Genomic DNA, 13,679 nt, shown 5'->3' with positions numbered 1-13,679 from the left:
ACCGCGCGGGTCCTCTGTCAGCCCCCGGCGCGCCGCCCGTGCCTCATATTCCCGCCCACATCAGGGCGAGCGACACGGTGATGACGCCGGCCGTCGTTGACAGCAGGATTGCCGCCGACAGTTGCTGGATGAAGATGCCGTAGCGCTCGGCAACCACGAAGACATTGCCCGCGATCGGCAGCGAGGCGACCACCACCAGCACCGCTGTCAGAGACGGATCGAGACCGAACAGCATTGCCGCGCCCAGCACCGCCAGTGGATGCAGGAACAGCTTCAGCACGATCATCAGCGAGATCGCGCGTGCCTCGCCCTCCACCCGCCGGGCGGCGAGCTGCACGCCGAGGGAGAAGAGGGCGGTTGCCCCCGCCGCATCGCCCAGGAAATTCAGAAGATTGTCGCCCGCCGGCGGTAGCTTGCCACCGGCAAGCGACAGCAGGGTGCCGCCGAAAATGGCAAGAACGAAGGGATTGAAGACGACGCCCTTCGCCACCGTCATGATCAGTTTCCAGCTTGCACCCTTGCCTGAGGCCCATTCCAGAAGGCCGATGCAGAGCGGAATGAAGATCGTCAGGTCGACGATCAGCACCACCGCCATTGGGGCGGCCGCCCGGTCGCCAAAGGCCGCCAGCATCAGGGGCAGGCCGAGAAAGCCGATGTTGCCGATCGTGCCGGCCTGGCCGCTCACCGCCATCTCGGCCAGGCTGCCACGGCACAGCAGCCGCATCGCCAGCATCGAGATGGCGAAGGTCGCGGCTCCCGCCAGCACCCAGACCGGCACCATCGGCCCGGTCAGTGCGGCGATGATGTCCTGTCCGGCCAGGGCCCGGATCACCAGCGCCGGCATGGCGAAGTTGAAGACGAAGACATTGAGGCTGCGCACCGCGCCGTCCGGCATCCAGCCGCGTTTCGCCGCGAAGAAACCAAACGCGATGACGGCGAAGAACGGGCCGGTGATCGAGAGTGTCAGAAGCATGAACTGCAATCCTTGATTGAAACAACAGGGACGGCTTGGGAACGTCTGGCTCAAATGCGAAGGAAGGGACTCAGGATTCGTTAAGAGGGGGTGGCGATACTGTGCAGATCATGTCCGCCCTGTCCATATCCCTTTCCGGCCTCCAGGCCGCCGGCCAGCGCTTCGAAGCATCCGCCCGTCGCATCGTTGCGGCCGGTGCCGAAGCCGGCAACAGCCTTGTTGCCGCGGCGTCGCCAGCCGGGGATACGAGCGCGGACGGGGGCGCGCAGGGCAGCGGCCGGCCGACCGGCTCCGGACGGATCGGCTTTGCCCCCGACATGGCGAGCGCCATGGTCGACATGATGCAGGCCGAAATCTCCTTCAAGGCGAACGCCCGTGTCGCCGGTCGCATCGGCGACATGCAGAAGGCCTATCTCGACATGATGGGATCTGCGGACAGGCGTTGAAGGCGGGCCGGGTGCCTCTGCCGGCATGAGCCTCCGACTGCATCTGCCACGGCGGTCTTTTCCCTCAAACGATCACATGATCCGAGCGGCCGCGAAGCCGTTCGCGCATTGGCGATCGTCTGTGCGTGGAAGCCGGTTGTCCGGAAGCGAAGGGGCGGAAGGGAACAGTGCTGAAAAAACGAACGCCCACCGGAGGGAGGAGAACCGGTGGGCGTCGTTTTTCGATGGCCGATGAAGGGAGGAGGATCACCGGCCTGAACGGGAGCGAAGCGTGGGAGGAGGATCGCTTGCTCCGTTGCAATTGATATGGGCGAGTCTCCTCGACATTTCCAGACCCGATGATGCATATCAGCCCCGCTTTTTGTGCAGAGCAACATGACATCAGGAAAAATCAATCGAATCAAAGGCCTGAAACGCAAAACGCCGCCCTTTCGGGCGGCGTTTGAACGTGTTGTCGGCAGGTGCGGCGACCTGCCGCATGGCCTCAGCGGGTGTGGCTGCGGGCGATGAAGTCGATGTCGCCCCGGCCGATGCCCAGGTCGCTGAGCTCGCGGTTGGAAAGGCGGGACAGCTCGTCATAGGTCTGACGGTACTTCTGCCAGGAATTGTACTTGCGAACGAGGGTGTTGAGCATTGGTCTCTCCATGAGAACGGTGTTGAGGTGAAGCGGCCGTCCGAGGCAGCGGATGCTGCATCGCGTCATCGCTCCGGTGAGCCTGATATGGGGTGTGTCGCGCCGTTTGTGGCGCGCTGTTTCGGCATGCCCGCTCTGCAAAATGCACCGGGGTCATGTCACGCCCGCGTCATCCGGAAGAGCCTTGCAGGAAGGCCGCGGAGCATGCGGAGGTTGTTAAAAAAAAGCGAACGCCCGCCGGAGGGAGGAGAACCGGCGGGCGTCGCAATATCCGAACGGGGCTGGGAGGAGGATGCCCCGCCGGGACACGTCAAGGAGATAGGGGAGGAGGTCTATCTCTTTGAACGTGAACTGTTAACGGCTGGCGCGCTTGGCGATGAAACGAATGTCGCCGCGTGCAATGCCGAGATCGTCGAGCTCACGGGTGGAAAGCCGCGAAAGCTCCGAAACAGTGCTCTGGTAGGTCCGCCAGTTGCGGTAGGTGCGAGCAAGTGTGTCGAACATGATAGCCTCTGTGTGCATGTCCTGAGGGAGTTGGCTGCCCGGCTTGTCCGTCGGCAGCGCTCCGATCCGATGACCAAGAGATAGTTTTTTCAGCTCCCGAAAAAAAGCGCGATTTCTGCACGTCAGCCATGCATATTGTGCATCGCAGCAATAGTTTCTCCTGCAACGTATGCGAAGTCGCGGGGAACCCGGCGTCAGCCGTTGCCCGGGAATTGTCGCCGACGCATGGCGCGGGCGCAGTGCGGCCGAATTTTGTGGAAAAGGAATGGGTGCCGTAACCGCCTTCGCAGCGCCGGCCTCTTGTCCTGCCCGGTTGTCATTCCGGCCGCGGGCCCGGCCGGAGAGCCGGGAGGTATTGGCGGATGTGAGGGCGTTGGCTTTGCCCCCTCTCAGGGCTTATCCCCCACGTCAGGGCCGATACGCGGGACCCTTGCCACTTGCACCGAGGTCATCCCCGGCTTGACCGGGGAGCCATTGGCGCCCCAGCGGTTGTGAGGGCCCGGATGCCTGCGGCTGGCGTGGCCCCCATCGGCGCCGGCGGACCGGACCGGCAAGGCAAGCCGCCGCGATCCTGTCGCCTTCGCTCCGGGACCGAACGGCCCCGGGTCGCGGCTTCGTCCTGCCCGGGATGACGGCCGGAGAGGGGCTCACGCCGTGCTGAATGCCGCGCCGCGTTCGCCTTGGCGGCCGCGGATGCGTGGGCGACGGACTTCTATTCGGCCGCGCTCATGCGTTCACCGGAGCGCTCGCCCGCGCGGGCCTTGCCGCGTCGCACGGGCCGCCGCTCCAGCACCTCCCTGAGGAAGCGTCCGGTATAGCTTGCCTCCACCTCGACGACATCCTCCGGCGTTCCCTGCGCCACGATCGTGCCGCCGCCATCGCCGCCCTCGGGACCAAGGTCGATGATCCAGTCGGCCGTCTTGATGACCTCGAGATTGTGCTCGATAACCAACACCGTGTTGCCCTGTTCGACCAGTTCGTGCAGCACTTCCAGCAGCTTCGCGACATCGTGGAAATGCAGGCCCGTCGTCGGCTCGTCGAGAATGTAGAGCGTGCGGCCGGTCGCGCGCTTCGACAGTTCCTTGGCGAGCTTGACGCGCTGCGCCTCGCCGCCCGAAAGCGTCGTCGCCTGCTGGCCGACCTTGATGTAGCCGAGGCCGACCCGCGCCAGCGTCTCCAGCTTGTCGCGCACCGCCGGCACGGCGGAGAAGAAGCGCGCCCCTTCCTCCACCGTCATGTCGAGCACGTCGGCGATCGACTTGCCCTTGAATTCGACTTCCAGCGTCTCGCGATTGTAGCGCTTGCCCTTGCACACGTCGCAGGTGACATAGACATCGGGCAGGAAGTGCATCTCGATCTTGATGACGCCGTCGCCCTGGCAGGCCTCGCAGCGCCCGCCCTTGACGTTGAAGGAGAAGCGCCCCGGCGCATAGCCGCGCGTCTTGGCCTCCGGCAGGCCGGCGAACCAGTCGCGGATCGGCGTGAAGGCGCCCGTATAGGTGGCCGGATTGGAGCGCGGCGTGCGCCCGATCGGCGACTGGTCGATGTCGATCACCTTGTCGAGCAGTTCCAGCCCGTCGATATGGTCGTGCGGTGCCGGCGTCTCGCGCGCGCCGTTGAGCCGGCGCGCCGCCGCCTTGTAGAGCGTGTCGATCAGGAAGGTGGACTTGCCGCCGCCGGAAACGCCGGTGACGCAGGTGAAGGTGCCGAGCGGGATGTCGGCCGACACATTCTTCAGGTTGTTGCCGCGCGCGCCCGCCACGTGGATCTGCCGGCGCGTCTTCGGCTTGCGCCGCCCCTCCGGCATCGGGATCGCCATCGCGCCGGACAGGTACTGCCCGGTCAGCGAGGCAGGGTTTGCCAGGATTTCCGCCGGCGTACCCTGGGCGACGATCTCGCCGCCATGGATGCCGGCGCCCGGGCCGATATCGACCACATAGTCGGCGGTCAGCACCGCGTCCTCGTCATGCTCCACGACGATCACCGTGTTGCCGAGGTCGCGCAGGTGCTTCAGCGTATCGAGCAGGCGGGCATTGTCGCGCTGGTGCAGGCCGATCGAAGGCTCGTCGAGCACGTAGAGCACGCCGGTCAGTCCCGAGCCGATCTGCGAGGCGAGCCGGATGCGCTGGCTCTCGCCGCCCGACAGCGTGCCCGAATTGCGCGACAGCGACAGATAGTCGAGCCCGACATCGTTGAGGAATTTCAGCCGCTCGCGGATTTCCTTGAGGATCCGGACCGCGATCTCCGACTGCTTGTCGGTGAGTTCCCCCGGCAGCGCCTCGAACCATTCGGCCGCATCGCGGATGGACAGCTGCGCGATCTCGCCGACATGCCGCCTGGCGATCTTCACCGACAACGCCTCGGGCTTCAGCCGGTAACCGCCGCAGGCAGGGCAGGGACGGTCGGACTGGTAGCGCGACAGCTCCTCGCGCACCCAGTCGCTGTCCGTCTCCCGCCAGCGCCGCTCGATATTGCCGACGACGCCCTCGAAGGTTTTCGCCGTACGGTAGCTCCTGACCCCGTCGTCATAGGTGAACTCGATCTTCTCCCGGCCCGAGCCATGGAGGATCGTGTCGCGCACGGCCTCCGGCAGCTCGGCCCAGGGGGTTGCCATCGACGCGTCGAAATGGCGGCAAATCGCCTCCAGTGTCTGGGCATAATAGGGCGAGGTCGAGCCGGTCTTGGCCCAGGGCAGCACCGCGCCCTCGCGCAGGGTCAGCGTCTGGTCCGGCACCACCATGTCCGGCTCGAAGGCGAGCGTCGTGCCCAGCCCGTCGCAGGTCGGACAGGCGCCGAAGGGGTTGTTGAAGGAGAACAGCCGCGGCTCGATCTCGGAAATGGTGAAGCCGGAGACCGGGCAGGCGAATTTCTGCGAGAAGGTGATCCGCTCATGCGTCTCGTTGCGGTTCTGCAGCACCGCATCCGCGTCGCGCTCGGGCAGCGGCCGGTCGGCATATTCGGCAATCGCGATTCCGTCGGCGAGGCCGAGCGCCGTCTCCAGCGAATCCGCCAAACGCCCGCCGATGTCCTCGCGCACCACGATCCGGTCGACGACCACGTCGATGTCGTGCTTCAGCTTCTTGTCGAGTGCCGGCGCCTCGGCGATCTCGTGGAAGGTGCCGTCGATCTTGACCCGCTGGAAGCCCTTTTTCATGAGCTCCGCCAGTTCCTTGCGGTACTCGCCCTTGCGCCCGCGCACCACCGGCGCCAGCAGGTAGAGCCGGGTGCCTTCCTCCAGCGCCAGCACCCGGTCGACCATCTGGCTCACCGTCTGGCTCTCGATCGGCAGGCCGGTCGCCGGCGAATAGGGCACGCCGATACGCGCGAACAGCAGGCGCAGGTAATCGTAGATCTCGGTCACCGTGCCGACGGTGGAGCGCGGGTTGCGCGAGGTCGTCTTCTGTTCGATGGAAATCGCCGGCGACAGCCCGTCGATCTGGTCGACGTCGGGCTTCTGCATCATCTCCAGGAACTGGCGCGCATAGGCCGAAAGGCTTTCGACATAGCGTCGCTGGCCTTCCGCATAGATCGTGTCGAAGGCGAGCGACGACTTGCCCGAGCCCGAAAGACCGGTCATCACGATCAGTGCGTCGCGCGGCAGGTCGAGATCGACATTCTTCAGATTGTGCTCGCGCGCGCCGCGCACGCTGATCACCCGCCGGTCGGCGGCGGAAGCGGGGGAGGCGGGCGGCGTTGAGGTCGAACGCGACTTCGGCATGTGCGTGCGGTGTCCCTGGATGACGGCCTTGCGGCGCGTGGCCTGCCTCCCGCGCGGGAGGGCGCGGGCCTGCAAAGCCGTACTGATTTCCTGCTTGGCCTGCCGCCCCGGCTTGAATGGCGCGGCAGGCCGTTGATGACCTTCTACGACAAGCGCCGGCCGCCGTCGATTCCATGGCGCGTGGCGCGCGTTCGAGCAATCCGACCGGCCCGCATCCATGCGTGCCGGCGACGCTCCCCGGAGCCCGGGCAGTTCCTGTTGCGGGCGCGCAGCCTCCCGCGCGCCGAGCCTCATATCGGTAGCCCGGCCGGCGGCGGCAACCGCCGGTTTTCCGCTTTTCCGATGCGCCGGCCGACAGCCGGCCTTGTCCTGTTGATGACCCGGTGCTCTCTACGTGTCCCGGGGCGAATCCGATTGCGTGAACATATCAGGAACATGTATGGTTCCGCAAGATGGCTGAAACCGGCGGCAATGCCGGCTGCATGCGGCGCTGTCCGCCGGACTTGTCCCCGCAAGTGTGGATAAGCGCCAAAATCCGCGTGGCCATCGACCTTAGCCCCGCACGGGCCTTTCGCCGGCCGCGCATGCGGGGCTAAGGTCGGCGGGACGGCCGGGGCAACCCGGCGACAGGAACATGAGCGCCGGCACCGCCCGGCGAGACCGATCAAACGGCCGGCCATGCCGGGCCGACGGAAAAGGGCCGGCATGGCCGGCGAACAAGGAGACGACGATGTCGGGAAGCGTCAACAAGGTGATCCTCGTGGGCAATCTGGGAGCGGACCCGGAGGTTCGCCGGATGCAGGACGGCCGCCCCGTGGTCAACCTTCGCGTGGCGACCTCGGAGACCTGGAAGGACCGCAATTCGGGCGAGCGCAAGGAGCGCACCGAGTGGCACCGGGTGGTGATCTTCAACGAGGGCCTTGCCAAGGTTGCCGAGAGCTACCTGCGCAAGGGATCGAAGATCTATGTCGAGGGCCAGCTGCAAACCCGCAAATGGCAGGACCAGTCGGGTCAGGACCGCTATTCGACCGAGATCGTGCTGCAGGGCTTCAACTCGTCGCTGACCATGCTTGACGGGCGCGGCGAGGGCGGCGCCGGCGGCGGCGGGCAGGGCGGTTACGACGGCCCGTCCGGCGGTGGCGGTTACGGCGGCGGCTCGGGTGGAGGTTCCGGCGGCGGCTATGGCGGCGGTTCCGGCGGTGGTGGCTTTGGCGGCGGCTCGGGCGGCGGGTCCGGCGGCGGCGGATCCTCGGGTGGCGGCTTCGGCGGCCCGGGCGACATGGACGACGAAATTCCGTTCTGAGCGGGGCGGCTGGCGGAAGGTCGGGACCGATGGCGTCCCGCTCCGAAACGAACCGGACCGGCGAGGTGATCAACCTGGCCGGCCGCCGGCCGATAAAAGACGCCTATGTGCTGCGCAAGTCGCAGGTTGGAGGGACTCTCAAGGGTTTTCATTTCGACCCGGAGATGCCGACATCACTACAGGCAGGGCTTTCACTGGATCTGCTCTCGGCGACCGAAATTGATGCATTGCCACTCCGCCCAAGATTGATTGTCAGGTCGCCTTTTGGTGGAACCACCGAAATTCCTGCCGTCTTCGGTAGCCTGACAATGCTTATTTTCTTGGCGCCCAGAATCCGGAACCTTCTGGAGGGTCTCGAGCCTGGTGTGCATCGCTTCCTGCCGATCGACCTCCACAGCACGGTGGAAATCGCCGGGCGCACGGAGCATGGCGAGCATTACATCCTGCTGCCGCCGCCGCTGGTCGACTGTCTTGTCATCGCCGAGACCGATTTCACAAAAGGTTACGGCATCGAGGTCTGGATGCGCGGAAACGGCGGCAAGGGTGGCGGCACGCTTTCATCCACGGAAGGCAAGCGTTGCACCTTGCGGCGGAGCGAGATCGAGGGACGGCACCTGTGGCGCACCAAGGTCGGCGAACGTTTCGAATACACCTGCTCGGACCGGTTTTGGGAGGCGGTGAGGGACGAGGTGATGATCTGGGCACCGCGCACCCGCTGCATTTTGAAATAGGCTTGCTCCCGCCGCGCCCGACCTGAACCGGCGGTGTCCTCACACCCGCCCGTCGAGGCCGGGGGCCCCCGGCCCGTCGCCGGCCGCGCGGTCGCCCGGATTGATGCTGGGGCATGAGGCCATCGACAGGCAGCCGCAGCCGATGCAGCCGGTCAGCCGGTCGCGCATCCGGCTCAGCGCCGCGATCCGGGCGTTGAGGTCGTCTTCCCAGCCGGCTGAAATCCGCGCCCAGTCGCTTGCCGTCAGCGTCGAGGACCGGGCCGCATCGCCGAGCCGCTCGCGGATCTCCTCCAGCCGGATGCCGGCGCCTTGTCCCACCCTGATGACCGCCAGCACCCGCAGCACCGAGCGCGGAAACCGGCGATAGTTCGAGGCGTCCCGCTCCGACCGGATCAGCCCCTTTCGCTCGTAGAAATGGATGGCGGAAACCGGCACGCCGCTGCGGCGCGACAGCATGCCGACCGTGAGAAATTTTTCCGGTGATTGATTTTGCTGATCTTTTTCCAAAATATCGCCCTTGCCCTCAACTATGGTTGAGGCTTTAGGGTGGCGGCCATCGACCCGTTTGGCAAGGAGATAGCCATGACCACCCCGATTCGGATCGGCCTCATCCAGGGCAGCATTCGCGAGGAACGCTTCAACGACACGATCGCCGACTGGGCCGCGCGCCGCCTGGAAGGGCAGGGCTTTTCCCTGCGCCGCATCGACCCGCGCGATCCGGACCTGCTGCCGCTGCAGACCGGCGATGCGGCGGCGGCCGCGCGCCTGCGCGAGCGGCTGTCCGGCCTCGACGGCTTTGTCGTCGTCACGCCGGAATACAACCACGCCGCCCCCGGCCCGCTGAAGACGCTGATCGATGCCGCCAGTGCCGAATGGCAGGCCCGCCCCGTCGGGCTGATCTCCTATGGCGGCATTTCCGGCGGATTGCGCGCTTCCGAGACGCTGCGCCCGGTCTTTGCCGAGTTGCATGCGATGACCCTGCGCGACACGGTGAGCTTCGCCATGCCGTTCGACCGGTTTGGCGAGGACGGAGAGATGACGAGTGCGGAGGAGACGGCCCGCGCCGATGCCGCCATGGCGACTTTCGGGGCGTCTCTTGCCTGGTGGGCCGGGGCCTTGCGGGTCGCGCGCGAAAGGCGACCCTATGAAAAGAGGGCCGCATGATGGAACTCTTGCGCGACCGTCAGGCGCTGGCGCTGCTCTTGGCGGCGTCGCTGACGATCCTTTCCAACGCCACGATCAGCCCGGCACTGCCGGGCATCGAGGCCTGGTTCGCCGAAACGCCCGACGCTGCGCTCCTCACCCGGCTGCTGGTCACAGCGCCGTCACTGACGGTGGCGCTCTTCGCGCCATTTGCCGGAATGGCGGTCGACCGCTACGGGCGCCGGCCGTTCCTGCTGGCCGGGGTGGTGCTGTTCGGCCTGTCAGGTAGCGCCGGCCTGATGTTGCCCGATCTGCACATGCTTCTTGCCAGCCGGCTGCTGCTCGGGCTGGCACTGGCGATGCTGATGACCGCGCAGGCGGCCCTGGTTGGCGACCTGTTCGAGGGGGCCGCGCGCGGCCGCTTCATGGGCTACCAGATGGCGGCGACCAATTTCGGCGGCTTCGTCTTCGTCACCTTCGCCGGCTGGCTTGCCGGGGTGGATGTGTTCCTCGTCTTCGCGCTCTATGGAGTGGGGCTCCTCTACCTGCCGTTCCTGTGGCGCGCCATTCCGACAACGCGCCGGCCGCGCGATGTCCGCCTCGCCGGATCTGAGGAGGACGAGACCGGCGCCGGTCCCTGGGTCCTGCAACTGGCCTTTCTCGTGTTTCTCGCGGGCGCCACCTTCGTCCTGTTCTACGTGGTGCCGACGCAGGTTCCCTTCTATCTGGCCCGGATCGGGCATGAAGAGCCTGCTTCCGCCGGCCTCGTCGTCGCCACGGTGCCGCTGGCCGCCGGGTGCGCGGCCTTCGCCTTCGGCGCCCTGCGTCGGCGGCTGGGGCCGGGCGGCACGCCGGCGCTTGGCTTTGTGGTGATGGGGGCGGGCTTTCTGCTTCTGTCCGCCGTGGCCTCGCTTCCCGCCATCGCCGCGGCGGTTGCCCTCATCGGCGGCGGTTTCGGCCTTGTGTTGCCCGGCTTCATCGCCGGCGCCCTCGATGCGGCGCCGGCGGCGCGGCGGGGGCTGGCGAGCGGCGCCATGACGACGAGCATCTTCCTGGGGCAGTTCGCCTCGCCGCTTGCCATGCAGCCGGCGGTGGAGGCGTTCGGCTATGTCGATGCGTTCCGCTTTGCCGCCCTGGTGCTTGCGGTCCTCGCCGTGACAGTCCTTGTCGGCCTGCGGCTTCCCCGTGAAAGGGCCGTTCGCGCGGCCGGCTGAGCCTCCGCCGGTCATGACACGAAAGGGCGCGGAGATCTCTCTCCGCGCCCTTTTCATATTCGTGTTCCGTCGTCCGACAGGCTGTCGGCTTGGCCTCAGCTGTCGTTGGAGGGATCCTTGTCCCCGGACGGCGCATCGCCTTGCGGCCCCTCGTCGGGAGTGTCGCCGGCAGGCCCGTCGTCAGCGGCTCCGCCCTCGGTCGGGGCAACGCCCGCCACGCCGTCGACGCCCGGCAGGTCCTCGACATCCGCCTCGCCATTCTCGTCGGAAACACGCTCGACGGAGACGACTTCTTCGCCCTCGGCCGTGTTGAAGACGGTGACGCCCTGGGTGGCGCGGCCGGCGATGCGGATCCCGTCGACCGGGCAGCGGATCAACTGGCCGCCATTGGTCACCAGCATGATCTGGTCGCTGTCCTCGACCGGGAAGGAGGCGACCAGCGGCCCGTTGCGCTTGGTCACGGCCATCGCGGTGATGCCCTTGCCGCCGCGCCCGGTCACCCGGTACTCGAAGGAGGAGGACCGCTTGCCGTAGCCGTTTTCCGACACCGTCAGGATGATCTGCTCGGCCGCGCTCATCGCGGCATAGCGCTCCTGGGTCAGTTCGCCGGCCTGCACCTGCTCGTCGTCGGTGCCGGCCTCGGCGCCGTTCTCGCCATTGGCATCGTCCGCCTCGCCGCGCATCAGGCGGCGCCAGCGCAAGTAAGCCGCGCGTTCTTCCGCCGTGCAGTCGAAGTGGCGCAGGATCGACATCGAGATGACCTCGTCCCCCCCGGCCAGCGCGACGCCGCGCACGCCGACGGAATTGCGCCCGGCGAAGACACGCACGCTCGTCACCGGGAAGCGGATGCACTGCCCCAGCGAGGTGGTCAGGTGCACATCGTCATGCTCGGTGCAGGTGAAGACGCCGACGATGCCGTCGCCGTCCTCCAGCTTCATGGCGATCTTGCCGTTCTTGTTGATCTGCGTGAAATCGGACAGCTTGTTGCGCCTCACGGTGCCGCGACGGGTCGCGAACATCACGTCGAGATTGCCCCAGGCCTCCTCGTCCTCCGGCAGCGGCATGATCGAGGTGATCTGCTCGCCCTGTTCCAGCGGCAGCATGTTGACCAGGGCCTTGCCGCGCGAGGTCGGTCCGCCGACCGGCAGGCGCCACACCTTCATCTTGTAGGCGATGCCGCGCGAGGAGAAGAACAGCACCGGCGTGTGCGTGTTGGCGACGAAGATGCGGGTGACGAAATCCTCGTCCTTGGTCGACATGCCGGAGCGGCCCTTGCCGCCGCGCCGCTGCGCCCGGTAGGTGTCGAGCGGCACGCGCTTGATGTAGCCGGCATGGCTGACCGTGACGACCATCTCCTCGCGCTGGATCAGGTCCTCGTCCTCGAGGTCCGCGCCGCCGTCCATGATCTCGGTGCGCCGGGGCGTTGCGAACTCGTCGCGCACGGAGGTCAGTTCCTCGCGGATGATGTCGAGGATGCGGGCGCGCGAGCGCAGGATTTCCAGGTAGTCGCGGATTTCCTCGCCGATCTTGTTGAGTTCGTCGGCGATCTCGTCGCGGCCGAGCGCCGTCAGGCGTTGCAGGCGCAGGTCGAGAATGGCGCGCGCCTGCTCCTCGGAAAGGCGGTAGGTGCCGTCCTCGCCGACCATGTGGCGCGGATCGTCGATCAGCCGGATCAGCGGCTCCACGTCGCGCGCCGGCCAGTGGCGCTCCATCAGCTGGGCGCGCGCCGTTGCCGGATCGGGGGCGGTGCGGATGAGCGCGATCACCTCGTCGATATTGGCGACCGCGATGGCGAGACCGACCAGCACGTGGGCGCGGTCGCGCGCCTTCTTCAGCAGGAAGCGCGTGCGCCGGCCGATCACCTCCTCGCGGAAGGCGATGAAGGCGCTCAGCATGTCCTTCAGGCCGAGCTGCTCGGGCCGTCCGCCGTTCAGCGCCACCATGTTGGCGCCGAAGGTCGATTGCAGCGCCGAGTAGCGGTAGAGCTGGTTGAGCACCACGTCGGCGACCGCGTCGCGCTTGAGTTCGATCACCACCCGCATGCCGGAGCGGTCAGACTCGTCGCGAATGTCTGAAATGCCCTCCAGCCGCTTCTCGCGCACATGCTCGGCGATCTTCTCGATCATCGTCGCCTTGTTCACCTGGTAGGGGATCTCGGTGATGATGATGGCGTAGCGGTCCTTGCGGATCTCCTCCACCTCGGCGCGGCCGCGCATGACGATGGAGCCGCGCGCCACCTCGTAGGCGGAGCGGATGCCGGACCGGCCGAGGATGATGCCGCCGGTCGGGAAGTCCGGGCCCGGCACGATCTCCATCAGCTCTGCCGTGGTCATCGCCGGATTGTCCATCAGCGCGATGGCCGCGTCGATCACCTCGCCCAGATTGTGCGGCGGGATGTTGGTCGCCATGCCGACGGCGATGCCGCCGGCGCCATTGACCAGAAGGTTCGGGAACTTGGCCGGCAGGACGACCGGCTCGCTTTCCGAATTGTCGTAGTTGTCCTGGAAGTTGACCGTCTCCTTGTCGATATCGGCAAGCAGGCTGTGGGCGACCTTCTGGAGGCGCACCTCGGTGTAACGCATGGCGGCGGCGGGATCGCCGTCGACGGAGCCGAAATTGCCCTGGCCGTCGATAAGCGGCAGCCGGAGCGAGAAGTTCTGCGCCATGCGCACCAGCGCGTCGTAGATCGCGCTGTCGCCATGGGGATGGTATTTACCCATGACGTCGCCGACGACGCGGGACGACTTCTTGTAGGCCTTGTTCCAGTCGTAGCCGTTCTCGTGCATCGCATAGAGGATGCGCCGGTGCACCGGCTTCAGTCCGTCGCGCACGTCCGGCAGGGCGCGGCTGACGATCACGCTCATCGCGTAATCGAGATAGCTGCGCTTCATCTCGTCGGTGATGGAAATCGGCCGGATGTCGGACGGCAGGCCGCCCGACGGAGCGTTCGTGTCCCGATCTGTCAAGGGATCTCTCGCACTTGTTGAATCTGAACCCGACTTATAGACGATTC

General features: G+C 66.6%; 11 protein-coding genes. 5 read left to right on the top strand and 6 right to left on the bottom strand.

Annotated elements, in window-relative coordinates; all coding sequences use genetic code 11:
* Positions 1-43: 43 nt before the first annotated feature.
* The gene (locus tag RBB46_RS03715; protein ID WP_306027538.1) at positions 44-973 is read right to left on the bottom strand and encodes an AEC family transporter; all 930 of its coding nucleotides are present in this window, start codon (positions 971-973) and stop codon (positions 44-46) included.
* Between the two features lie 110 nt (positions 974-1,083).
* On the opposite strand from RBB46_RS03715, the gene RBB46_RS03710 reads away from it, so the two are divergent.
* Positions 1,084-1,419, top strand: coding sequence for a hypothetical protein (locus tag RBB46_RS03710; RefSeq protein ID WP_306027537.1), 336 nt, complete (start codon positions 1,084-1,086; stop codon positions 1,417-1,419).
* Between the two features lie 484 nt (positions 1,420-1,903).
* On the opposite strand, the gene RBB46_RS03705 is transcribed toward RBB46_RS03710, so the two are convergent.
* The 3 genes from RBB46_RS03705 to uvrA all read right to left on the bottom strand — a co-directional run bounded on the left by RBB46_RS03705 (position 1,904) and on the right by uvrA (position 6,275).
* Positions 1,904-2,053 carry a DUF1127 domain-containing protein gene (locus RBB46_RS03705; RefSeq protein WP_306027536.1) on the bottom strand — a complete coding sequence of 50 codons (150 nt, stop codon included), beginning with the start codon at positions 2,051-2,053 and terminating at the stop codon, positions 1,904-1,906.
* Between the two features lie 354 nt (positions 2,054-2,407).
* A complete protein-coding gene (locus RBB46_RS03700) occupies positions 2,408-2,557 on the bottom strand; it encodes a DUF1127 domain-containing protein (protein WP_306027535.1) in 150 nt (49 codons plus the stop codon).
* Positions 2,558-3,269: 712 nt separating this feature from the next.
* Positions 3,270-6,275 (bottom strand): excinuclease ABC subunit UvrA, encoded by a 3,006-nt coding sequence (uvrA, locus tag RBB46_RS03695; RefSeq protein WP_306027534.1) that lies wholly within the window; start codon positions 6,273-6,275, stop codon positions 3,270-3,272.
* 730 nt (positions 6,276-7,005) lie between these two features.
* Between uvrA and ssb the strand changes: the two genes are divergently transcribed.
* Together ssb and RBB46_RS03685 are read left to right on the top strand one after the other, a co-directional pair.
* Positions 7,006-7,578, top strand: coding sequence for a single-stranded DNA-binding protein (gene ssb, locus RBB46_RS03690; RefSeq protein ID WP_306027533.1), 573 nt, complete (start codon positions 7,006-7,008; stop codon positions 7,576-7,578).
* Between the two features lie 65 nt (positions 7,579-7,643).
* Positions 7,644-8,309 (top strand): DUF1629 domain-containing protein, encoded by a 666-nt coding sequence (locus RBB46_RS03685; RefSeq protein ID WP_306027532.1) that lies wholly within the window; start codon positions 7,644-7,646, stop codon positions 8,307-8,309.
* 39 nt (positions 8,310-8,348) lie between these two features.
* Here RBB46_RS03685 and soxR read toward each other — a convergent pair whose 3' ends face one another.
* Entirely contained in the window at positions 8,349-8,765 is a 417-nt protein-coding gene (gene soxR / locus RBB46_RS03680) for a redox-sensitive transcriptional activator SoxR (RefSeq protein ID WP_306027531.1), read from the bottom strand.
* A gap of 126 nt (positions 8,766-8,891) precedes the next feature.
* On the opposite strand from soxR, the gene RBB46_RS03675 reads away from it, so the two are divergent.
* Together RBB46_RS03675 and RBB46_RS03670 are read left to right on the top strand one after the other, a co-directional pair.
* Positions 8,892-9,473 (top strand): NADPH-dependent FMN reductase, encoded by a 582-nt coding sequence (locus tag RBB46_RS03675; protein ID WP_306027530.1) that lies wholly within the window; start codon positions 8,892-8,894, stop codon positions 9,471-9,473.
* On the top strand, positions 9,470-10,666 hold the full coding sequence (locus RBB46_RS03670) for an MFS transporter (protein ID WP_306027529.1): 1,197 nt from the start codon (positions 9,470-9,472) through the stop codon (positions 10,664-10,666). The genes RBB46_RS03675 and RBB46_RS03670 overlap by 4 nt, the downstream gene beginning before the upstream one ends.
* A 95-nt stretch (positions 10,667-10,761) precedes the next feature.
* On the opposite strand, the gene gyrA is transcribed toward RBB46_RS03670, so the two are convergent.
* On the bottom strand, positions 10,762-13,632 hold the full coding sequence (gene gyrA, locus RBB46_RS03665; protein ID WP_306027528.1) for a DNA gyrase subunit A: 2,871 nt from the start codon (positions 13,630-13,632) through the stop codon (positions 10,762-10,764).
* Positions 13,633-13,679 lie beyond the last annotated feature (47 nt).

The sequence above is a fragment of the Stappia sp. MMSF_3263 genome (genome assembly GCF_030733745.1).
Classification (GTDB): Bacteria; Pseudomonadota; Alphaproteobacteria; order Rhizobiales; family Stappiaceae; genus Stappia.
Note: the sequence above shows the minus strand (reverse complement) of the source record. Positions and strands in the feature narration are given on the sequence as shown.